The organism is Acidimicrobiales bacterium, from assembly GCA_036491125.1.
GTDB lineage: Bacteria > Actinomycetota > Acidimicrobiia > Acidimicrobiales > AC-9 > AC-9.
In genome coordinates this window covers 1-21676 of the sequence record DASXCO010000153.1, presented here as the reverse complement: position 1 = coordinate 21676, position 21676 = coordinate 1, and the positions used below count along the sequence as shown (strand labels likewise).

At 70.0% G+C, this 21676-nt stretch carries 19 protein-coding genes and 1 tRNA gene; 5 read left to right on the top strand and 15 right to left on the bottom strand.

What is annotated here, in order from left to right; all coding sequences use genetic code 11:
* The 6 genes from VGF64_11925 to VGF64_11900 all read right to left on the bottom strand — a co-directional run.
* On the bottom strand, positions 1–890 hold an 890-nt coding region (locus tag VGF64_11925), incomplete at its 3' end, for an ATP-binding protein (protein ID HEY1635458.1).
* Between the two features lie 8 nt (positions 891–898).
* Positions 899–1531 (bottom strand): dTMP kinase, encoded by a 633-nt coding sequence (gene tmk / locus VGF64_11920; protein ID HEY1635457.1) that lies wholly within the window; start codon positions 1529–1531, stop codon positions 899–901.
* Between the two features lie 31 nt (positions 1532–1562).
* The gene (topA, locus tag VGF64_11915; protein ID HEY1635456.1) at positions 1563–4415 is read right to left on the bottom strand and encodes a type I DNA topoisomerase; all 2853 of its coding nucleotides are present in this window, start codon (positions 4413–4415) and stop codon (positions 1563–1565) included.
* Between the two features lie 123 nt (positions 4416–4538).
* Positions 4539–7037, bottom strand: coding sequence for a sodium-translocating pyrophosphatase (locus VGF64_11910; GenBank protein HEY1635455.1), 2499 nt, complete (start codon positions 7035–7037; stop codon positions 4539–4541).
* Positions 7034–7762 (bottom strand): metal-dependent transcriptional regulator, encoded by a 729-nt coding sequence (locus tag VGF64_11905; GenBank protein ID HEY1635454.1) that lies wholly within the window; start codon positions 7760–7762, stop codon positions 7034–7036. Before VGF64_11905 ends, VGF64_11910 begins: the two co-directional genes overlap by 4 nt.
* Before the next feature lie 90 nt (positions 7763–7852).
* Positions 7853–10219: an amino acid permease gene (locus tag VGF64_11900; GenBank protein HEY1635453.1), complete on the bottom strand. Its 2367-nt coding sequence runs from the start codon at positions 10217–10219 to the stop codon at positions 7853–7855.
* Between the two features lie 68 nt (positions 10220–10287).
* Here VGF64_11900 and VGF64_11895 point away from each other — a divergent pair, with 68 nt between their 5' ends.
* Entirely contained in the window at positions 10288–10986 is a 699-nt protein-coding gene (locus VGF64_11895) for a TrkA family potassium uptake protein (protein ID HEY1635452.1), read from the top strand.
* A 13-nt stretch (positions 10987–10999) separates the two neighbouring features.
* Positions 11000–11671: an NAD-binding protein gene (locus VGF64_11890; GenBank protein ID HEY1635451.1), complete on the top strand. Its 672-nt coding sequence runs from the start codon at positions 11000–11002 to the stop codon at positions 11669–11671.
* Positions 11672–11680: 9 nt separating this feature from the next.
* Here the strand turns inward: VGF64_11890 and VGF64_11885 are convergent, their stop codons facing one another.
* The 5 genes from VGF64_11885 to VGF64_11865 all read right to left on the bottom strand — a co-directional run bounded on the left by VGF64_11885 (position 11681) and on the right by VGF64_11865 (position 15774).
* Positions 11681–12157, bottom strand: coding sequence for an ATP-binding protein (locus VGF64_11885; protein ID HEY1635450.1), 477 nt, complete (start codon positions 12155–12157; stop codon positions 11681–11683).
* 4 nt (positions 12158–12161) lie between these two features.
* A complete protein-coding gene (locus VGF64_11880; GenBank protein ID HEY1635449.1) occupies positions 12162–12497 on the bottom strand; it encodes an STAS domain-containing protein in 336 nt (111 codons plus the stop codon).
* Between the two features lie 104 nt (positions 12498–12601).
* On the bottom strand, positions 12602–13867 hold the full coding sequence (locus VGF64_11875) for a fibronectin type III domain-containing protein (protein HEY1635448.1): 1266 nt from the start codon (positions 13865–13867) through the stop codon (positions 12602–12604).
* Positions 13867–14487 carry a class E sortase gene (locus VGF64_11870; protein ID HEY1635447.1) on the bottom strand — a complete coding sequence of 207 codons (621 nt, stop codon included), beginning with the start codon at positions 14485–14487 and terminating at the stop codon, positions 13867–13869. The genes VGF64_11875 and VGF64_11870 overlap by 1 nt, the downstream gene beginning before the upstream one ends.
* Before the next feature lie 45 nt (positions 14488–14532).
* A complete protein-coding gene (locus VGF64_11865) occupies positions 14533–15774 on the bottom strand; it encodes a hypothetical protein (protein ID HEY1635446.1) in 1242 nt (413 codons plus the stop codon).
* A gap of 226 nt (positions 15775–16000) precedes the next feature.
* Here VGF64_11865 and VGF64_11860 point away from each other — a divergent pair, with 226 nt between their 5' ends.
* Entirely contained in the window at positions 16001–16900 is a 900-nt protein-coding gene (locus tag VGF64_11860) for an HAD-IB family hydrolase (protein ID HEY1635445.1), read from the top strand.
* Positions 16901–16946: 46 nt separating this feature from the next.
* Positions 16947–17042 (top strand) — tRNA-Sec (locus tag VGF64_11855).
* Positions 17043–17162: 120 nt separating this feature from the next.
* Here the strand turns inward: VGF64_11855 and VGF64_11850 are convergent.
* Complete coding sequence (locus VGF64_11850; GenBank protein HEY1635444.1) at positions 17163–18101, bottom strand: sigma-70 family RNA polymerase sigma factor; 939 nt, start codon at positions 18099–18101, stop codon at positions 17163–17165.
* Between the two features lie 241 nt (positions 18102–18342).
* Between VGF64_11850 and VGF64_11845 the strand changes: the two genes are divergently transcribed.
* The gene (locus tag VGF64_11845) at positions 18343–18726 is read left to right on the top strand and encodes an antibiotic biosynthesis monooxygenase family protein (protein ID HEY1635443.1); all 384 of its coding nucleotides are present in this window, start codon (positions 18343–18345) and stop codon (positions 18724–18726) included.
* Positions 18727–18795: 69 nt separating this feature from the next.
* On the opposite strand, the gene VGF64_11840 is transcribed toward VGF64_11845, so the two are convergent.
* The 3 genes from VGF64_11840 to VGF64_11830 all read right to left on the bottom strand — a co-directional run.
* Positions 18796–19356 carry a hypothetical protein gene (locus VGF64_11840; protein ID HEY1635442.1) on the bottom strand — a complete coding sequence of 187 codons (561 nt, stop codon included), beginning with the start codon at positions 19354–19356 and terminating at the stop codon, positions 18796–18798.
* A gap of 27 nt (positions 19357–19383) precedes the next feature.
* Entirely contained in the window at positions 19384–20046 is a 663-nt protein-coding gene (locus tag VGF64_11835) for a hypothetical protein (protein ID HEY1635441.1), read from the bottom strand.
* 30 nt (positions 20047–20076) lie between these two features.
* A partial coding sequence (locus tag VGF64_11830; GenBank protein HEY1635440.1) for an NAD+ synthase occupies positions 20077–21676 on the bottom strand: 1600 nt, incomplete at its 5' end.

Genomic DNA, 21676 nt, shown 5'->3' with positions numbered 1-21676 from the left:
TCCCGATAGGCCGCGGTGAGAGCTGCCAGTCCGAAGCGCAGCTCGTCCATCCGCAGGCGGCGCTGCTCTCGGCGGTGACGGTCCTCGATCTCCCGCCGACGCGGGAGCCCCCGCTCCCCGACCAGCCGTGCCCGCTCGGTGAGCTCCTCCAGCTCGGCCCGCTGCATCGCCCGCAGCGGGTCGAGCACCGCCTCGCCGTGGGCCAGCAGGTCGTCGACCAAGGTCATCACCGTGGCACCCGTGCCGTCGAGTCGCTTGGGCACCTCCTCCCACGCCCGGCGGCGCTCGGCCGAGGTGGGATCGGAGACGAGGAGTCGGGCCCGGTCCATACGCCCGCCCGAGGACAGCGCCGCCGCCGTGGCCAGCGCCTCGTCAGCGCCCTCGGCCACGAGCCGGGCAGCGACGGCGTCCGACGTCAGTGCCCTGAACCTGATCTGGACGCAGCGGCTGGCGATCGTCGCCAGCTCCGGCGCCAGACGGTCGGCGAGGAGCACGAACACCGTCGTCGGCGGCGGCTCCTCGATGGTCTTGAGCAGCGCGGGAGCGGCCCGGTCCACCAGGTGGAGGTCGACCAGCACGAGCACCTGACGGTGGCCCTCCATCGGGCTGCGCCACGCCAGCCGGGCGATCTCGCGGGCGTCGTCGACGGTGATGAACGGCCCCGCCCGCTCGCGCACGACGAGATCGGGATGTGTGCCTGCAAGGACGCGCCCTTCGCAGGCGCCGCCCTCGGGGCAGAGGAGCGAGGCGGCAAACGAGCGCGCCGCGGCGCGCTTTCCGGTACCCGGCGGACCGACGAGCAGATAGGCGTGCACCGGCGACGCGGCGGCGGCACGGAGCTGGGCCACGGCATCGTGCTGGCCGATGACGTCGTCGTACAAGGGGGACACGATCGGCCTTATTCGGGCCTTGTCACCCCGCCGGGAGCGCCCAGCCGCTCGGTCACCACGGCCAGCACCCTACCGGCCACCTCGGCCTCTGCCCCCGACCCGTCGACGACCGCCCAGGTGGCGCGCTCGGCGGCAGCGAGGGCCTGGTAGCCCCCCACCACGCGCTGGTGGAAGGCCCCGTCCTCGCGCTCGAGCCGATCGAGCTCCCGGCTCTGACGGGCCGCCGCCTGCTCGGGGGGGACGTCGAGCAGGACGGTGAGGTCCGGCCACAGACCCCCCGAGGCCCAGGACGTCAGCCGCCGGAGCTCGGCCACGTCGAGCCCGCGCCCGAAGCCCTGGTAGGCCAGCAGCGACGCCGAGAAGCGGTCGGTCACCACCCAGCGACCGGACGACAACGCCGGCTCGAGGATCTCGCTCACGTGCTGGGCCCGATCGGCGAGCATGAGCAGCGCCTCGGTCCGCGCATCGATGCGGCTGGCGCCGCTGTCGAGGAGCAGGCTGCGAACCCGCCCGCCAGTCGCCGTTCCACCGGGCTCCCGAGTCAGCACCGCACCGAGGGCCTCGGCGAGCAACCGGGCCTGAGTGGACTTGCCGGATGCCTCCGGGCCCTCGAGGGCGATAAGTCGGCCGCGAGCGGCCATCGCGGGCGGCTCCCCCTCGGGCGCCACCGGCTCAGGACCGGCTGCGCGTGGCCGCCTGGGCGGCCGCCTTCTTCTTCGTCGTCGCCGTATTGGTGGCGGATGCCTTCCTGGTGGTCGACGTCTTCTTGGCGGCAGCAGTCTTCTTGGCGGCAGCAGTCTTCTTCGCTGTCGTCTTCTTCGTGGCGGACGTGGTGCGCCCCGCCTGCTTGGCGGTGCCCTTCTTCGCCGTCTTGGCCGACCCGCGAGCGGAGCCCGCCTTGGCCGCGCGACGCGCCCCCTTGCGCGCCGGCGCTGGTCCCGCGGCCCGCTTCTCGGCCAGGAGCTCTGCGGCGCGCTCGGAGGTGAGCGACTCCGGATCATCGCCCCTGCGCAGCGACGCGTTGAGCTCGCCATCGGTCACGTACGGCCCGAAGCGGCCCGACCGCAGCACCATCGGTCCATCGCTGACCGGGTCCGGGCCCAGCTCGCGCAGCGGCGCGGCCGCCGCGCCCCGGCCGCCCCGCTGCTTGGGCTGGGCGAAGATGGCCAGTGCCTCCTCGAGGGTGATGCTGAACAGCTGGTCCTCGGCGGCCAAGCTGCGACTGTCATCACCCTTCTTCAAGTACGGACCGTATCGTCCGTTCAGGGCCAGAATCTCGGCCCCGTCGGCGGGATCCGTTCCGACAACCCGGGGCAGGCTCAGCAATCGGAGGGCCTCGTCCAGGCTCAGCGCGTCGGGGGACATCGTCCGAAGCAGCGACGAGGTGCGGGGCTTGGTCTTCGATCCCGGATCGCCCTCGCCGAGCTGGACGTAGGGGCCGAAGCGCCCGGCGCGCACCAGCACCGGCAAGCCGGTGTCGGGGTCCTGACCGAGCACGTGGTCACCGCTCGGCGCGGCCAGCAGCTCCTTGGCCCGCTCGACGGTGAGCTCGTCGGGGGCCAGGTCGTCGGGAACCGAGGCCCGGTCCTCCCCTCGCTGCACGTACGGCCCGTAGCGGCCGACGCGCACCACGATCTGCTCGCCGTCGCCGTCGAGTCCGATCGGTATCGAGTTCACCTGGCGGGCGTCGATCTCGTCGAGATGACCGGCCACGCTCGCCTTGAGACCGGGCTTGCCGTTGCCGAAATAGAACCGGCTCAGCCAGGGCCCGGCCTCCTCCTCGCCGCCGGCGATCTCGTCGAGGTCGTCTTCCATGCTGGCCGTGAACCCGTAGTCGACCAGCTCGGTGAAGTGGTCCTCCAGAAGGCCGACCACGGCGAAGGCGGTGAACGACGGGACGAGCGCGCTTCCCTTCTTCCAGACGTAGCCCCGGTCCTGGATGGTGCTGATGATCGAGGCGTAGGTGGACGGCCGACCCACCCCGAGCTCCTCGAGGGCCTTCACGAGCGACGCCTCGGTGTAGCGGGCCGGCGGCTGGGTGGCGTGGGCGCGCGCCTCGAGCGCCTCCTTGTCCACGGCATCGCCGGCCGCCAACCGCGGGAGGTGGACCTCCCGGTCCTCCAACTCGGCCTCGGGGTCGTCGGCACCCTCGACATAGGCACGGAGGAATCCGGGGAACGTGATGACCTTGCCGCTGGCTGCGAACTCCGCCCGCTCGCCGGCCGCCGGCGCGCCCTCGGTGGAGGCGGCCACGCCGGCCAGACGCACCTGGACGCTCATCCCGTTGGCGTCGGCCATCTGCGAGGCGACGGTGCGCTTCCAGACGAGGTCGTACAGGCGGGCCTCGTCCTGTGACACCTGTCCGGCCACCTGATCGGGCCGGCGAAACGACTCCCCCGCCGGTCGGATCGCCTCGTGGGCCTCCTGGGCGTTCTTTACCTTGCGATCGTGGCGGCGGGGTTGGGGCGACACGTACTCGGCCCCGTACAGCGCCGCCGCCTGGTCGCGCGCCGCGGTCACGGCGGTCGCCGACAGGGCGGTCGAGTCGGTCCGCATGTAGGTGATGTAGCCGTTCTCGTACAGGCGCTGGGCCGTCTGCATCGTGCGGGCCGAGCTGAACCGCAGCTTGCGTCCCGCCTCCTGCTGCAGCGTCGAGGTGGTGAACGGCGCGTAGGGAGAGCGCTTGAACGGCTTCTCCTCGACCGAGGTGACGGCGAACGCGGCATCGGCGAGCCGCTGCGCCAGGTCTCTCGCCTTGGGCTCGTCGAGCAGGACGAGGCCGGGCGATCCCTTCGGGGTGCGCAGCTCTCCCGTCTCGGAGAAGTCCTTGCCCGTCGCCAGGCGCTGGTCGTCGACCGCGACCAGGGTGGCCGAGAAGGACTGCGCCTCTCGGCCGAACCGTCCCTCCAGATCCCACCAGTTGGCCGACCGGAATCGGATGCGCGCCCGTTCGCGCTCGACGAGGATGCGTGTGGCGACGCTCTGGACGCGCCCGGCCGACAACCTCGGCAACACCTTCTTCCACAACACCGGCGAAACTTCGTAGCCGTAGAGGCGGTCGAGGATGCGGCGCGCTTCCTGGGCGTCGACCAGTCGGCGATCGAGGTCCCTCCAGTCGTCGACCGCCCGCTCGATCGCCCCGCGGGTGATCTCGTGGAAGACCATGCGCTTGACCGGCACCCGGGGAGCCAGCACCTCCATCAGGTGCCAGGCGATCGACTCTCCTTCGCGGTCCTCGTCAGTGGCGAGGTACACCTCACTGGCGTCGCGCATCAGGCTCTTCAGCTTGCTGACTTGCGCCTTCTTCTCCTTGGCCACCACGTACAAGGGTTTGAACCCGTTGTCGACGTCGACACCGAGGCGCGCCCACGGCTCGGCCTTGAAGGCCGCCGGCACGTCGGCCGCGCTGCGGGGCAGGTCGCGAATATGGCCGATCGACGATTCGACGACCACATCGCGCCCGAGGAAGCCGGCGATGGTCTTCGCCTTGGCGGGCGATTCGACGATGACGAGCGGTTTAGGCATCTCTTGGACCCCAGGCTGGGATGACGGCCGGGCGCTGTCAAACCCCTCGGGCAACCAGACGACGGTACCGTCCGCCGGTGGCCCAGCGGTGACGGGCCGGACAAAATCCACCCTGAGCTGGTCTCACGGCTGGCCGCCCTGGTGGCCGACAGCGGGCGCTGACGACGGCGACTGGAGCCGGCCCTTCACCTCGAGCAGCCGGTCCCGCAGGTCGCCCTCGTCCTGGCCCAGGTCGACCACCCACTGGTCGATGGCCGCGCTCAGGGAAGCCTTGGTCTGGGCCGGAGGCATCGCGCCGGCACCGGGGGGAGCGCCGGCAGTGACCTCGACGGGCTCACCAGCGGGGGCGCCACCGCCCACCCCCTCGGTCTTGCGCTTGGAGAAGGCGATGGCAGCGAGCAGGATGGCGAGAGCGACGCCTGCGATGGCGTAGCGGCCTGCGGTGTTGTGACGCTGGGTGATGACGAGGGGCAGGATGAGCAGCGACACCAGGTTCATGACCTTGATGAGGGGGTTCAGGGCGGGCCCTGCGGTGTCCTTGAAGGGATCGCCGACGGTGTCGCCGATGACCGCGGCCTTGTGGGCCTCGGAGCCCTTGCCGCCTTCGTGGCCGTCCTCGATGTACTTCTTGGCGTTGTCCCATGCACCGCCGGAGTTGTTGAGGAAGTTGGCCATGAGCTGGCCGGTCAGAATTGCGGCGGCGAGAAAGGCCCCGAGGGCGAGGTAGTTGATACCGAAGCCGATGATGATCGGTGTGAGCACGGCGAGCAGGGCGGGGGTGGCCAGCTCGCGCTGGGCCGCGGCGGTGCAGATTCCGATCACCCGTCCGTACTCGGGCTTCTCGACGCCGTCCATGATGCCCGGGTGCTCGCGGAACTGCCGACGAACCTCCTGGACCACGGTGCCAGCGGTCCTGCCCACGGCCCGGATGGCGAGCGCGGAGAACATGAAGGCGACCGATCCCCCGATCAGCAGCCCGATGAACGTCGTCGGGTTGGCCACGTTGATCTGCGTCAGGGCGTTGTTGAACAGCGCCGACCCCGTGGCCCCGATGTTGAGCTGGTTGCCGATCGTCTCGATGAACGAAGCGAACAAGGCGACGGCTGCGATGACCGCCGAGCCAATGGCGACACCCTTGGTGATGGCCTTTGTCGTGTTGCCGACGGCGTCGAGGCTGACCATGACCCGCTCGGCCTCGCCGCCGAACTCGCCCGACATCTCGGCGATCCCTGCGGCATTGTCGGCCACCGGCCCGAAGCTGTCCTCGGACACGACCATGCCCGTGGTGGACAACAGACCGATCCCCGTCAGGGCCACGAGGTACAGCGAGAACTCGATGTTGCCGTTGCCGAGCCCGACGGCGACCGCAATCGCGATGGCGATGGCGATGATCGCCCACACCGTGGACTCGAGCCCCGACGAGATGCCCGAGAGCACCGTCGTCGCCGGCCCGGTGCGGGCGGACTCGGCGATCTCCCGCACCGGTGACGTCTCGGTCGAGGTGAAGTACTCGGTGATACGGCTGGCCGCCTGGCCCAGCAGGACTCCGGACAGCACGGCCCAGAAGATCCGCAGGTTGTGCGCGTAGAACTGGGCGACCAGGAAGGTGCCGGCGACCGTGAGGGCGCCAGCGGTGAGAAAGCCGCGGTTGATGGGCGCCATCGCCGAGCGGTCCTGGTTCGTCGCCCGGACCATCAGGATCCCCACCGCCGAGGCGAGGATGCCGATGGTCACCACGATGACCGGGAAGATGACGCCGACGGCCGGATTGCGCCCGATGGAGTTGAAGGCGGCGAACCCGAGGATGAGCGAGGCGATGATGGTGATCTCGTAGGACTCGAAGAGGTCCGCGGCCATGCCCGCGCAGTCGCCGACGTTGTCGCCCACGTTGTCGGCGATGGTGGCGGGATTGCGGGGGTCGTCCTCGGGGATGCCGGCCTCGACCTTGCCCACCAGGTCGGCGCCGACGTCGGCGGCCTTGGTGAAGATGCCGCCGCCGACTCGCATGAACAGGGCGATGAGCGAGGCGCCGAACCCGAACCCGATGAGGACCGATGTCGCGGTGTTCTGGAAGATCAGGACGATGGCGGCGGCGCCGAACAGGCCGAGGCCCACGCAGAACATGCCGGTGATGCCGCCCGTGCGGAAGGCGACCCGCAGCGCCGCCGGCAGCGAGCCGCCTCTCGCTGCCGCCGTGGTGCGGACGTTGCCCCGTACCGACAGGTTCATGCCGATGATGCCGGTGATGCCCGAGAAGGTGGCACCCACGAGGAAGGCCAGCGCCCGCCACAGGCCGGACGCACCGAAGCTCAAGGCGATGGAGCCGTCCGGCCTCACCACCTTGGTCGCGGTGAGGAACACCAGCACCGCCAGGGGCACGACGATGATGAGGATCACCCGGAACTGCCGGCGCAGGAAGGCGACGGCCCCCTCCTGGATGGACGCGGCGATCTCGCGCATGGTGGCCGTGCCCTGATCGGCGGCGAGCACGCCGCGCATGAGGTAGATCCCGACACCGACTGCTCCGATGCCGGCGAGGAGGGCGAAGACGAGCCAGGCCTTCTCGCCCCCGCCCAGGGTGAAGGCTTGATAGCCCCCTTCGGCGGCGAGGGTGTGCGTCATGCCGACTGCTCCTTTCTGTCCTGCTGTCCGTGCTCGGGCCCGGGACCGTCGGGGCCCGCGTCCCGCTCTTCGATCTTCACGAAGACCTGATTGGCGACCCGGTGCCCGACCGTCCGGTCATGCCCGTCCACCCGGATCACCAGAGGTCCGTCGAAAGGGTGCTTCTCGCGCACCTCGACCCGGACGCCCGGTTGCAGGCCGAGCGTGTCGAGAAACGCCACCACGGCGGGATCCGTCGAGCCCGGCACGGCCACCTCGGCCACGTCACCCGGCTCCAGGTCGTAGAGCGGCGGCATCTCGGGGATGTACCCGACCTCGGGCTCGGGAACCGGGAAGCCGTGGGGACAGGTCGAGGGGCGGTGGAGGGCGACGAAGAGCCGGTCCTCCACCTCCTGGGGAAGCTCGTGCTCGAAGGAGGCGGCCAGCCGGTCCGCCTCGTTCCAGGGGTAGCCGAGCATGTCGGAGAGGAAGCGCTCGACGATCCGGTGGCGACGAATGGCGGCCACGGCCGCCTGCCGGCCCGACGCCGTCAGCTCCACGCCGCGGTACGGGCGGTGGTGGGCCAGATCGCGCTCGGCCAGCCGTTTCACGGCCGCGGTGGCCGTGCCGGGGCTGACGTGCAGCGCTTCGGCCAGTGCACCGGTATGGGTGTCCGAGCCCGCCTTGGTCAGGCGGTACATGGCCTTCAGCGTCTCCCGCTCCGATCTCGACAGTCCCTGGTCCATGGATTCGGCTCGGCGCAAGCTAGTTTTCGTGCCCCAAAAACGTCAAACGGGGCGGAGGGTCCTCGCTCGGTCCGCGCCGGTGCCGCTTCCTCAGCCTTCGGAGTCGGAGCCCTCCGAGCCGCCGGGGGCGATGAGCTCGTAGTTGGGGCTGAAGATGGCCAGACGGCCTCCCTGCTCGCCCACGGTGCCCTCGGCCACGAGGCGGGCGCCGGGCTCGATGCCGGCCACCTTGCGACGGCCCGGGAACACGAGGGTCAGGCCGCCGGTCGGGTCGACCAGCTTGCACAGCAGGTTGGGAGAGACCGAGGACGGCTGCACCGACACCGATTTCACCCGCCCGGCCACCCGCGCCCGTTGCCTCCATTGCACCTGGCCGATGGGCGTGGTGCCCACGGTCGCCCGGTCGGGCGCCGTGACCGGGGTCGCGACCACCTGACGGCTTCGGCGGCGGCCGTCCGGCCGCAGCGCGGCGACACGAGGGAGGCGCCTGCTCGCCACGCCCTTGCCCACCTGGAAGGGGACGATGGTGGCGCGGGCGTTAGGGAGCTGGTCCACGGTCTCGGCGATGGCATCAGCGGTGCGGTCGTGGAGGATCCGGGTCCACTGCTGCGGGTATAGGCGCCGAGGGAGCAGGACCGTCGCCTCGGTGCCCTCGACGCTCAGGGTCTCGGCCACCATCTCGAGGATGGCCCGCCGGAGGCGTCGGTCGGGGACGTCGACCATCTCCAGTGACAGGCCCGCCATCCCGAGGCGGGTCCACTCGTCCTCCAACAGGCGGGAGGCGCGCTCGTCGAGCACGAAGTGCACCAGGTGAAGCTGGTCGGGACCCAGGGTGCGGGCGTACTGGATGGCCCGGACGGCCGCCAGGTCGAGGCGATCGATCAGGACGAAGACAGCGTGGCGACGGGGGATGGGAACCTCGGCCAGCTGCGGCGCTCCCTCCTCGAGCTCGGCCTCTTCGTTGCGGTACTGGCGGTTGAGCCGGATGAAGACAAAGACGAGCGCTGGGAGGAGCACCACGACGAGCCAGGCCCCCTCGGTGAACTTGGTGACGACGATCACGATGTCGACCACGAACGACAGCAGGGCGGAGGCGCCGTTGATGGCCAGCCGATGACGCCACCCGCTCTCCCGGAGCGTCAGGTGGTGCTTCACCATCCCCGCCCCCGCCATCGTGAAGCCGGTGAACACGCCGATGGCGTACAGGGAGATGAGCGAGGCCACCTTGGCTCCCGTGGCGACCAGCAGCGCAACGGACACGACGGTCAGCACGATGATGCCGTTGGAGAAGACGAGCCGGTGGCCTCGGCGGGTCAGCTGGCGAGGCAGGAAGGAGTCCTCGCCCACGAAGCTGGCGAGGAACGGGAACCCCGTGAAGCTGGTGTTGGCGGCCAGCACCAGGATGAGCAGCGTGGCGATCTGCAGGAAGTAGAACAGGAAGTTCCCCAGGGCCCCGGTCCCGTAGACGAACTTGGCGACCTGCGACAGCACCGTCGGGCTCTGCGACACGAAGGGAACGGCGTGGACCCAGCTGGCTAGGAGCGACACACCCAGGACCAACGATCCCAGGATCAGGCTCATGATGACGAGCGTCGCCCGGGCGTTCTTGCGCTCGGGTGGGCGGAACACGCTGACCGCGTTGGAGATGGCCTCGGTCCCGGTGAGGGCGGACCCGCCGTCGGAGAAGGCCCGAAGGATGATGAACAGGGAGGCGCCCAGGAGCAGCCCGCTGCCCTCGCCTCCGGACGAGATCGCCCCGGCCGCGTGGATCGAGTGCGGATGTAGCTGGCCGAGCACGCTCTTCACCAAGCCGACGCCGATCAGCACGGCCATGTTGGCGAGAAAGAGATAGGTGGGGAAGGCGAAGAGGCGTCCGGCCTCCCTGATCCCTCGCAGGTTGGCGTACGCGATCAACAGGACGAAGGCGACAGACAGCTCGACCGTGTACGGCGTCAGCGACGGCACCGCGGACGTCAGGGCCGAGACGCCGGCAGCCATGGAGACCGCGACCGTGAGGGTGTAGTCGATCAGCAGCGACACGCCGGCGATCTGGGCGATGTTGGGACCGAAGTTCTCCCGGCTGACCACGTAGGCCCCGCCGGCCTTCGGGTAGGCCCAGATGACCTCCCGGTAGGAGAGCGTCACGAAGAGAAGGACCACCAGGATGGCCAGGGTGACGGGCACCGTGAGCGAGAAGGCGGCCACACCCACCGCCACGACCAGGACCCGCAGGATCTGCTCGGTGGCGTAGGCCGAGGACGAGAGCACGTCAGAGGAGAGAACGGCCAGCGCCGTGGGCTTGCCCAGGCGCTCGGTGCGCAGCTGCTCGCTGACCAGCGGGGGCCCGAGTAGCCGCTTCTTGATGCGATAGCCGAAGGACTCGGGGAGCTCGAGGGATTCCGGGGTGGGGAGCGCGGCCGGGGTCCGGCGGTCGATCCGGGCGGCTTCGCTCCTCACGGTCCCAAGTAAACACTTCCCCGCCACGTCCCCCTATTCGGGACCCCGGCCTGGAGAGGGGGAGAGTTGTGCCGCCTGCCGGGGCCGTGTTCCATGTACACGTGCACGTCGTCGTGGTGGGCTGCGGTCGCGTCGGATCGGAGCTCGCCATCAATCTGGAGCGGGACGGCCACAGCGTGGCAGTCATCGACAAGGACCCACGCTCCCTGCGGCGACTCCCCCCGGAGTGGACGGGGCGGACCGTCGTGGGCTTCGGCTTCGACCGGGACCACCTGGAGCTGGCCGGGATCAGGGACGCAGGCGCAGTTGCCGCGGTGACGAGCGGGGACAACTCGAACATCCTCACGGCCCGGATCGCCCGGGAGACCTACCAGATCCCGAACGTCGTGGCCCGGATCTACGATCCCCGCCGGGCCGTCATCTACCAGCGCCTCGGCATCCCGACCGTGGCCACCGTCACGTGGACGACCGAGCAGGTCATGCGCCGGCTCTTTCCGGAGGCCGGGGTCACCGAATGGACCGACACCAGTGGCCAGCTCGTGCTCGTCGAGCGCGTCCTGCCGGATGACTGGGCCGGCCAGCGACTCGACCGGATCAACCTCGAAGGCCGGGTCCGGTTGGTCGCCGTCACCAGGGCGAGCACGCCCCGACTGACGAGTCGCGACGTGGTGGGCCAGGAGGGCGACCTGCTCCACATAGCCGCCCGCAAGGACAGTCTGGACGAGCTCGAGCGCCGGCTCCTCGCCGGCCCCGAGGGGGCCACGTGAGGGCCGCGGCCAGATGAAGGTGATGATCGCCGGGGCCGGGAACGTCGGCACGTTCATCGCCTCGGACCTGCACGCGGCCGGCCACGAGGTGCTCGTCATCGAGCAGGACCCGGACCTCGTGGCCCGCCTGCGGCCCACCCTCGACATCGAGTGGTTGACGGCCGACGCCTGCGAGGTGTCGTCGCTCTACGCCGCCGGCATGGCCGACGCCGACGTCGTCGTGTCCGCCACCGGCGACGACGAGGACAACCTCGTCATCTCCCTCCTGGCCAAGCAGGAGTTCGCCGTTCCCCGCGTGGTCGCCCGGGTCAATCATCCCAAGAACCGGTGGCTGTTCAACGAGGCCTGGGGCGTCGACGTCTCGGTGTCGACTCCGCACCTGCTCACCGCTCTGGTCGAAGAGGCGGTGTCGGTCGGCTCACTTGTCCGCCTTCTCCAGCTCGAGGGAGGCAGGGGCGGGGGCGCCAGGCTCGTCGAGGTCACGCTGGCGGAGGACTCCCCCGCGGCCGGCTACTCGATCGCCGATCTGGAGGTGCCTCGGGACGCGACCATCGTCGCCGTCGTCCGAGACACCCACGTGGTGGTGCCCCGGGGTGACACCGTCCTCGATACCGGCGACGAGGTCCTGGCCCTCGTCACCGCCGACTCCGAGGACGTCGTCCGATCCCTTCTCGCCGGCGGGTGAGCGCCGGCTCTACTGGCCGCCGGGTGCGACGGGCGGGCAGTAGACCATCATGGTCACCGACGTGCCGTCGTCGGAGGAGGCGAACTCCACCCGGTCGACCAGGGCCCGCATGAGGGGAACCCCCAGACCCCGCTCGAAGTTCGGCCGCACGGGGTCGGTCACCGAGGGCCGCTCCGGCAACGTCGAGGGATCGAAGCCGGACCCCTGATCCTGGACGTCGACCTCGAGATGGTCCTGTCCGTCCCGCCAGCGCAGGACGACGCGCTCCTCGCCGGCGGGCTCGTAGGCCTCGATGGCGTTGGTGCACGCCTCGGACACGGCCAGCTTGAGGTCGTCGATCCGGTCGTCAGCCAGGTCTCGCCTCGAAGACGCCAGCGACGACACGACGAGTCGGGCGAGGGAGACGTACTCGGCACGGGCGGGGATGTCGAGCTCGACGTCTGCGTCGTCCCATCCCAGCGGCCGCACCGCTTCCCCCTGCGCCACCACGTTAGGCGGTGGTGGCGGATTCGACGGTGTCGTGGATCGAGAACACCTTCGTGAGACCGGTGATCTCGAACACCTTCAAGATGCGGGGCTGGGTGCAGACCAGGATCATGTCGCCGTCGTGGCTCCGCAGGCGCTTGAGCCCTCCGACGAGCACGCCGAGACCGGTGGAGTCGAGGAAGTCGACGCCCTCCAGGTCGACCACCACCTGATGGCTGCCCTGGCTGACAAGCTCGATGAGCCGCTCCCGCAGCCTGGGCGCTGTGTACACGTCGACCTCGCCGCGCACTGCGAGCACGGTGTAGCGACCGCGCTGGTCGACCTCGAAGCCGAGATCCATGGCCAAGCGTCCTCCTCGGGCGCCGCTTCACGGGGCACGATGCCTGGAACACCAAGCTAGTGCGTGGCTCGTATGGTCATCACCCGGGGCGGGCGGACCGGAGCTCAGCGCCGACGCTGGGCCGGCATGGCCCTGGTGACGTCCGAGCCGCCGGCGCCGCCCCGCTGGGCCGGCATGGCCCTGGTGACGTCGGATCCGCCCCGCCCGCTGCCCACCGTCGTCATCTGCCCCGTCTCGTCGACACCAGCGGAATGGCGGTCCCACTGGTCGACCCCGACGGGCGCCAGGGTGTCGTCCACCGCCCGGCGCATCCGGAAGAGGTGGGCGGCGATGGCGAGCAGGATCAGGGCCGCGGCGACGAACAGCGCTGTCTTGACGATGTTGGCGCTCGCCGACTTCCCTTTCGGGTCCTGGGCGCCAGGCGTACCCGGCTCGGTGAGCGCCGCCTGGCCACCGTAGGGGAGGTTGGAGAAGCCCCCGGAGGTGGGTGACCCGGTGACCGGACCGCCTGGGCCCTGCCCGGGATGCACCAGTCCGGCGACGGGATCGGTGATGGCCTGGATGGCCGCGGGCAGCTGCGCCACCGACCCCCCCGGCCCGAACAGGCTGCCGGCGGGCGGGGCGACGGTACTGGCCGGCGCCGAGGGGCCCGATGCGATCGTCGAGCCCGACTGCGCGCCGGGGCGGACGGCGATGACGCGGTACTGGTAGTCAGATCCCTGCTGGACGCTGGTGTCCCGGTAGTTGGTGTCGTTTGTCGGCGGGCTGGGGCTGACCGTGGACCAATTCGAGCCGTTCACCGACGTCCGCTGCACCTCGTAGGCGACGTCGGGCTCCGGATTGGCCTGCCAAGCCACGGTGACCGCGCTCCCGTCGGCGTCTTTCGTCGCCGATACCCCCGTCGGCGTCTGCGGCGGCACGCCCTCGGCGAAGGGGACGGACGGCGACGTCCCCGAATGGCTGCCGGTGCCTGGGTCGTCCTCGGTCGCAACCGCCCACAGCTGGTACGAGCCGTTCCACGCCAGGCTTGGCGTCCCGGAGAACGTCCAGTCAGGCTGGCTCGACGTTGGCGGAGTCAGCGTCGCCGGGGACGAGAAGGGGGTCTGGCCATCGTGTGAGGCGAAGATCTGCACTGATGTGATCCGACCCCCAGCTGCCGTGCCCGTGATGTTCCCGTCGACCCTCGGCGTGCTGTTCGTCGTGTCGGGGTTCGGAGCCGGTGTGGCGATCTTGACGAACGGCGGACTTGACGGCGGCGGCGGAGAACCGGCGCTGGCGGGAGTGGCGGCCACAACCAAGCCTGCTGCTCCGCCGGCGAGGCCCGCCACGGCGGCGACGACGGCTGCGCCGGCGAGCCGGGTGCGTCCCATCAGGCCGCTGTGGCCGGGGCGCCCCTCATGACCGCCTTGACCACGATCCGATTGACGGCGAGGCCCTTGGGGGTGCACGAGGTGAGCGTCAGGGTCGGTCCCGCGGTGGGCGCCACCACGGACAGGTCGGTGGGCGACACCTCGAAGGGCAGCTGGCTCACGGTGTAGGTGCACGAGCCGACCGGGGTCTGGAGTGTGATCGGGTCACCGGGTCGGAGCTTGTCGACGTTGGCAAACGGCTTGCCGTACGTGGTGCGATGGCCGGCGATGCTGACGTTGCCGGCCGTACAGGGCAGCGGCGTCTCGGGATAGTGGCCGGCGCCGGCCCGCAGGGCCGACTCCGTCGTTCCCTCCACCACCACCACGTTGGTGCCGATGCTGGGGATCCGCAGCCGGGTCAGGCTCTGCCCGACCCCCACCCGGTGCTGCAGGTAGGCCTGGCGGGTGTTCGGGCTCGCCAGCTCGTTCCCCAGGTCACCCTCGACGTGGGACTGGTAGAGGTTGGTGAAGATCGGGTAGCCCAGCAGTCCGACGGCAGCCAGGAGGAAGAGCCCGGCCAGCCCGGACAGCCCGCTCCGGGCCCACCGGTGGATCCTGAGATAGCTGGTCAGGCTGGCCATGGGCTCACCTCTTGGCGTGGCATCCGGTCCCCCCCGGTCCGATCCTCAGGACCGGCGGAAGCCGAACCGGAAGCCGCCGCGGTAGGCGAGGAACCCGAGTCCCAGGGCGCCACCGAGGAAGCCGAGGCCGGCGTAGGGGATCCAGGGGTGCTCACCGGTGAAGGGCAGCGTGGGCGGATGCGGTGCCGGGGTGACGGTCGCCAGGGCCCCGCCCGCCGACGCATCGGCGTGGGCGAGCTGGAGATCCAGCACGTCCGTGCCGCCTGGCGCCATGCCCGGCAGCAGGGCGATGGAGAGGGCGTCGGCCACGCTCGATACCGAGCCGTCGGGGTTCGTGGTCGTCTTGCCAGAGCCCACCTTGAGGCTGAGCAGAGTAGGCGCTCCGGGGGTGCCGGCGGGCGGGATGCTCTGGTCCACGCCGGGGACGACGCTGAAGGTCTGCGGCGCCTGGCCGGGGATATTGAGCGAGACCCTGACCAGGGCGGGGTCGAAGGTGCCGCTGGACTTGCCGGTGTGGCGGTCGTAGGTCGCGGTGGCCGCGGCCTGCCCGATCGTGATCGTGACCAGCGGGCCGAGCGCCACGTTGGGAACGGCGGTGGTGCCCGGAGTCACGGACGGCACCAGGCTGAGGAGCTTGATCACGGTCCCCTGGGCCGTGGCGTTCGAGGTCACGGCACCGGCGTCAGTCGTGATCTTCGACTCGGACGGTCCAAATTGGGCGTCGAGGACCTGGCCGCTCTGCACGCTGCCCACGACTTGGCCGAGGATCGGGCCGAGCTGCGGGATCGCCTTGAGCTGACTGCCGAGCTGTCCGAGGGCGCTCGACAGCTGGGGGATGCCGCTCAGGTTGGCGACGCCGAGATGGGCGATGAGGCCGGTGGCGTCCGAGGTGGGGTTGTCGCCCGTCACCGAGGAGGTCGACGAAGAGCAGGCCAGGCTGAGGCTCAGGGCGTTCAGGGGCGCCGGCAGCGCCGGCAGGGTCTGCAGGCAGGCGTTGGGCTTGCTCTGGGCCTGGTTGTTGCCGTTGACCGAGGTCTTGAGATCCTGGACCTGGCCGGGGGTGAAGATGCCACTGCCCTCGGCGGTGGCCGTGAGATCGGACTTGACGTTGGCCACGCTCAGCCCACCGGTCAGGTGGGTCCCGGCGATGGACAGGTTCAAGGCGTTACCGGACGAGCTCCCGGCGTAGACCTCAGGCGTGCTCGCTCCCGCTGGGCCGGACATCAGGGCACTGCTGGCTGCGACGGTCCCCAGGACCATCCCCAGCCGAGCCAACCTCGACCTCATGCTCGCACCTCTTTCTTCCCCTCCGTCGGGAGGCGACCAATCACCCGTTTGGGTCGAACCTGGGCCAAACCGGCCGAAGGCGCCCAGACATTAGCTTCGGTCGCGCCGCCGCGCGCCCTATGGCTCGACGGTCGACGCCTCGGCCTATTTGTTCGCCGATGGCCGAGGTGTTCCTGCATGGGACATGTGCCCCTGATCGGCTCCGACCGCCCGTAAGATCGCGGGGATGGAGGCCGCCTTCTTCGACGTGGACAAGACGGTGATCGCCAAGGCCTCGATGGCGGTGTTCGGCCGCACCCTGTACCGAGAAGGCCTGATCTCCCGCCGCACGGTGCTGCGGGGCCTGTGGGCCCAGCTGGTCTTTCTTCACCTCGGGGCCGGCGAGGAGAAGCTCGCCCGCATCAGGGAATCGGTGCTGACGCTGACCCGGGGATGGGACCAGGCCAAGGTCAGAGAGATCGTCCGCGAAGCAATGGAAGGGCTCGTCGAGCCGATCATCTACGCCGAGGCGCTGGACCTCATCGCGACCCACCAGGCGGCGGGGCGGCAGGTGTTCATCGTCTCGGCTTCGCCCGAGGAGATCGTGGGTCCCCTGGCCCGGTACCTGGGTGTCGACGGGGCCGTATCCAGCCGGGCGAAGATCGACGAGGACGGGCGCTACACGGGGGAGATGGAGTTCTACGCCTACGGCCCCTACAAGGCGGACGCCATCCGGGGCCTGGCCGAGCGGGAGGACATCGACCTGGCCGCCTCCTACGCGTACTCCGACTCCTACACCGATCTTCCGATGCTGGAAGCCGTGGGCCACCCCGTGGCCGTGAACCCCGACCGCGTCCTGGACAAGCTGGCCAAGGACCGCGACTGGGAGGTGCGCAATTTCGTCCGCCCGGTCTCGCTGCGACCGCGAGTCGCCGCGCCCGGTCTACCGGCTGCGGCGGTCGCCGGCGCGGTGGTGATGGGAGTCGGAGGAGTCGTGGGTTGGCGCCTGGGGCTCCGCCTCAGGCGCCAACCCGTCAATCTGCCCGCAGCTTCTTGGCAGCAACGGCTCCGAGAGCAATCAGCACGGCCAATATCAGCAGCTTCTTCATGGCGTCCCAAGCTACCGGCTAGCTGGCTTCCCCACTAGTGATCTTTCAGTCCGGGCGGTCCGGGGCCAGCTAGCCTCCTGCGACGGAGGTGTCCGGGCACCTGGTGGGCCCCCCCGCCTTCAAAGCGGGTGGGACGGGCGACCCCCGTCCGGCGGGTTCGATTCCCGTCCACCTCCGCCACACGCAGGGGCCCCGCCGTATGGCCGCAGATGGGCGCTCCGCGCCAGCATCGAAGGTCGAACTTGTCCAGTCCAGGACGATCTGGCCTCGGGGCCGACGCGGCGCGCCGGTCCGGGGTGCTCAGACGGTGAGGAGGTCCCGGGCGCCGGTGTCGCTCGAGGGGTGGCGCAGCTTCGACATGGCCCTGGCCTCGATCTGGCGGATGCGCTCGCGGGTGAGGTTGAAGTGCTCCCCGACCTCCTCGAGCGTGCGAGGCTCGCCCCGGTCCAGCCCGAAGCGGAGCCGGAGGATCTCCCGCTCCCGCTCGTCCAGCGGCGCCAGGAGGCGGGCGATCTCGACGGGCAGCAGCGACGTCGCCGCCATCTCGAAGGGCGACTCCGCCGAGCGGTCCTCGACGACGTCGCCCAGCTCGGCGTCGCCGTCCTCGCGGAGGGGCTCGGACAGCGAGAGGGGCTCGGCCCGGAAACGGAGCGCCTCGATCAGCTTCTCCTCGGGCATCTCGACCTCGATGCCCAGCTCGGCCAGCGTGGCCGGACGGCCGAGCTTGAGCTCGAGCCGGGCCTGCGCCTTCTGTACCCGGGCCAGGGTGTCGCCGGCGTGGACCGGCAGACGGATGGTTCGACCGGTGTTGGCGATACCCCGGGTGATGGCCTGGCGGATCCACCACGTCGCATACGTGGAGAACTTGAACCCCTTGCGCCAGTCGAACTTCTCGACCGCGTGCATCAGGCCGAGGTTGCCCTCCTGGATGAGATCGAGAAGGGGCAGACCAGACGCCTGATATTTCTTGGCGATCGAGACAACCAGCCGCAGGTTGGACTGCACGAAGGTCCGTTGGGCGTCCTCGCCGCCCTGGACCTGGCGCCGGAGCTCACGGCGACGGGCCGGGGTCAGATCCTTGGTCTTGCCATCGAGGTCCGACTGTCCCGCATAGCCGGCCTCGATGGCCTGGGCCAACCTGACCTCGTCGTCCTTGGTGAGCAACGGATATTGCCCGATATCGGTCAGATAAAGGCGGACGAGATCTTCCTCGTCCCGCTCGACTCGCTCCTTAGCCAAAATGATGAACCTCTCCTGAGCGGCCACGCGGCCAGAGAACAACGCCGTCTCTGGTTTCCCCTGCTCGCACGGCGAGACGAACCCACCCCAAGCTTACCGGGAGCGTCAAGGCAGCCGATCGGTACCCAGCCCCCCGCTCAGCACCGCTTTTCCTGCCGTGGCGATACGGACACTGAAGGGTTCGACGACCGTCCGATCCCTCCCTGCTCTCCGGCCGCCCCTCACCAGTACCCTCGGCGCCGTGGATCCCGAGCCGACCGACACCCACGACACCGGGCACAACGGGCCCGAGACTGCGGACCACGACGTCGAGCTTACCGTCGTCACCCTGGGGTTCGACGCCCGCGCTGCGGACGACGGCAGCGCCGAGCGACTGCTCGCCGTCCTGGCCAACTATGTCGTGCTGTCCCGCGGGCAGCCGGGCTGTCGGAACATCGACCTGTGCGCCTCGCGGACCGAGCCAGGGCGTTTCCTCGTCATCGAGAAATGGGAGACGCCGGCGGCGCAGCGGCGGCACTTCGACTCTCCCGAGATGGTGGAGATGGCGGAGGCGTGCCGGGGCCTGATCGCTCGCCGGCCTGCTATCGACCTGCTGGCGGGGATCTCGGCCCACGATCTGGCCTAGGCCGGCCCGGGAGGCCGGCCCGAGGACATGAGCCGCCGGCGCGGCAGCGCCCAGGCTGTCCCCGAGCGATCACGCCGATTGCCGGGCGGCCTCCGTCTCGCCGCAGGCCGCGTCGAGCTGGAGCCATGTGAGCCCGGTCGCGGACCACAAGCGGTCGAACGTGGCGTCCGCCACGTCGGTGAAGCCGTGGCGGTTGCGGAAGTGGTAGCGCCATCGGGCCTGGGAGTCCCCGAATCCCCGACGGGTGCACCGCCCGACCGAGTAGGCATCCCACGCCACACCCTGCGCCAGCGTGAGGTCCTTCTCCTCTGGTGGATCGCCGAAGGCCGGGTCGAGCCGGTCGCGGGCGCGAAAGAAGAGCCGGCCCAGGATGTCCTCCACGCTCGCCACCCTCAGCTGGCGGGGCCGCTTGGCGTCCTCGAGGGCGCCGCTCTGCACGGAGACCGTGACCGGATGCAAGGCAACGAGGCGCCCCGCTCCCAGCGGCGACGTCTCGTCGACGTCGACCCGGACCTCGAGGTCCGCGGGTAAACCGACCGCGTCGGCCACGCCCTCGGCGGTGGCCGCGATCACTCCGACATCGAACGAGACCAGGTGGAACTCCTCCGGGTTGACGACGATCCGCGCCACCTCAGCGTCTCCTGCTCGTCGATGCCGTCACGCCGGGACCTCGGCGCCAGAGGACTGCGACGGAATGCCGATGCTGCCCCGACCGGCGATGCCACCCGCCCGCACCATCACGGTCTCCAGCCGGGCCTGGTGGGCGGCCGCCCGTTCGACCTCCTCGTCGGTCTCGATGAGCGACTGCAGCAGCATCTCACCCTCCCGCCAGTCCTCGAGCTCGTCGTTGAGAACCAGCCGAAGCGACCGGATCGTGGGCGCATCGGTGATGGTCGAGGTGTTGTTGAGGTGGTACGTGTACGCCGCGATCTTGTGCGGGATGAGGACCCGGTAGACGCCAACCAGCTTTTCGATCGTCTGTCCCGGTTCCTCGGGCTCGATGATGGCAGCCATGAACCGCTCGACGTGCTCGTTGGCGGGCAGCGTCAGCCGATCGGGGTTCATCTCCCGCAGCTCGGGCAACCGCTTGTGCCACAGCTCGGCGTGCCAGGCATGCTTGTAGCAGTGGGTGCCGAGACGCATCTTCACGTCGAGCTCGGGGACCGTGGCTACCCATCCGCCCAGGGCCTCGAAGAGCCGCATCTCGACCCACTTGTAGCTCCCTACCCGTCGGGCGGTCTCCTCGACGGTGAAGGCACCGGGGAGCTCACGGCGGTCCCACGGAGCGAAGGCCTGCCTTGGTTTCTTGGGATCGGCCATGGCACAGCATCATCCCGGTTGACCGGTCGGTCAAGACGGGAGTGAGTCCCCTGAGCCCCCTGACCCCCCGCTGCCGTAGCGGTTGGTGATCGGCATCCGCCGGTCCTTGCCGAAAGCCTTGTGGCTCACCCGCACGCCGAGTGGTGTCTGGCGCCGCTTGTACTCGGCCCCGTCGACCAGCTGCACGACCTGATCGACGAGCGACTCGTCGTAGCCAGCGGCCACGAGCTCGGCGGCGGTGTGGTCCTCCTCGACGTAGGCGGCGAGCACCGGATCGAGGGTGTCGTAGGGCGGGAGCGACTCGTCGTCGCGCTGGTCGGGGCGAAGCTCGGCTGACGGCGGCTTGTCCAGCACCGAGGCGGGGATCAGATCGCGTCCGGCCCTGGCGTTGCGCAGCTGGCACAGCCGGTAGACAAGCGTCTTGGGCACGTCCTTGATCACTGCGAACCCGCCCGCCGTGTCTCCGTAGAGGGTCGAGTAGCCGGTGGCGAGCTCGCTCTTGTTCCCGGTCGTGAGGACGATCCAACCCAGCGCGTTGGACAACGCCATCAGGACGACCCCCCTGATCCGGGACTGCACGTTCTCGGCGGTGAGACCGGTCGGGGGCCCGCCCAGGCTCGGCTCGAGCATCTCGAGGAGCGATGCGTGCGCCGGCTCGATCGGAATGGTGCGCAGCTCGATGCCCAGATGGTCAGCCAGTGACGTGGCGTCGGACAGAGAGGCCTCGCTCGAGAAGCGCGAGGGCATGGCAACGGCGTGGACGTACTCGGGACCGAGCGCGTCGGCCGCGATCGTGGCCACGAGAGACGAGTCGACACCACCTGACAGGCCGACGAGAACGCCCGAGAACCCGTTCTTTCCCACGTAATCGCGCGTGCCGAGGACAAGCGCCCGGTAGACCTCGTCGTCGGGTTCGAGGAGCGGGGTGAGCGAGGAGTGACACCGGTCGTCGTTGTCCCGAGGTCGCTCGCTGATCACGAGAGCGTCGAGACCGGCGGCCCGACGTCGTCCGCGGGGGTCGAGCATTCGGCTGCGAAACGCCGGTCGGACCTCCATGTCGACCACCAGCACCTGCTCCTCGAACTGCGAGGCCGACGCCACCACCCGTCCCTCCTCGTCGAGCACCAGCGATGCGCCGTCGAACACCAGCTCGTCCTGACCTCCGACCAGGTTGACGTACACCAGAGAGCACGAGGCATCCGCCGCCCTCGTGGAGAGCATGCGGGCCCGCTCCTCGAGCCGGCCCTGAAAGTAGGGCGAGGCGTTGATGTTGACGATCAGCTCGGCCCCTCCTGCCGCCTGCTCGGAGACGGGCCCGGTCGGGCTCCAGGCGTCCTCACAGATGGACACTCCGACGCGCACGCCCGCGATGAGGTACAGCTGCGAAGCCGGCTCGCCCGGCGTGAAGTACCGGTCCTCGTCGAACACCGAGTAGTTCGGAAGAAGCCGCTTGTGGTACACGCCGACGACCGATCCACCGGCGCATACGGCGGCGGCGTTGTGCAGATCGCGCCCGACGTCGACGAACCCGACCACGGCGGCGCATCGACCGGTGCTTCGGGCAACTCGCTCCAGAGCCTGAAGGTTGTCGCCCACGAACCCGGGCTTGAGGAGGAGGTCCTCGGGCGGG

What these genes read in the sequence shown, in the direction of transcription:
- tmk (HEY1635457.1), bottom strand. Translation starts at nt 1,531, where the DNA reads ATGGCCGCTCGCGGCCGACTTATCGCCCTCGAGGGCCCGGAGGCATCC.
- topA (HEY1635456.1), bottom strand. Translation starts at nt 4,415, where the DNA reads ATGCCTAAACCGCTCGTCATCGTCGAATCGCCCGCCAAGGCGAAGACC.
- VGF64_11910 (HEY1635455.1), bottom strand. Translation starts at nt 7,037, where the DNA reads ATGACGCACACCCTCGCCGCCGAAGGGGGCTATCAAGCCTTCACCCTG.
- VGF64_11905 (HEY1635454.1), bottom strand. Translation starts at nt 7,762, where the DNA reads ATGGACCAGGGACTGTCGAGATCGGAGCGGGAGACGCTGAAGGCCATG.
- VGF64_11890 (HEY1635451.1), top strand. Translation starts at nt 11,000, where the DNA reads ATGAAGGTGATGATCGCCGGGGCCGGGAACGTCGGCACGTTCATCGCC.
- VGF64_11880 (HEY1635449.1), bottom strand. Translation starts at nt 12,497, where the DNA reads ATGGATCTCGGCTTCGAGGTCGACCAGCGCGGTCGCTACACCGTGCTC.
- VGF64_11875 (HEY1635448.1), bottom strand. Translation starts at nt 13,867, where the DNA reads ATGGGACGCACCCGGCTCGCCGGCGCAGCCGTCGTCGCCGCCGTGGCG.
- VGF64_11870 (HEY1635447.1), bottom strand. Translation starts at nt 14,487, where the DNA reads ATGGCCAGCCTGACCAGCTATCTCAGGATCCACCGGTGGGCCCGGAGC.
- VGF64_11865 (HEY1635446.1), bottom strand. Translation starts at nt 15,774, where the DNA reads ATGAGGTCGAGGTTGGCTCGGCTGGGGATGGTCCTGGGGACCGTCGCA.
- VGF64_11860 (HEY1635445.1), top strand. Translation starts at nt 16,001, where the DNA reads ATGGAGGCCGCCTTCTTCGACGTGGACAAGACGGTGATCGCCAAGGCC.
- VGF64_11835 (HEY1635441.1), bottom strand. Translation starts at nt 20,046, where the DNA reads ATGGCCGATCCCAAGAAACCAAGGCAGGCCTTCGCTCCGTGGGACCGC.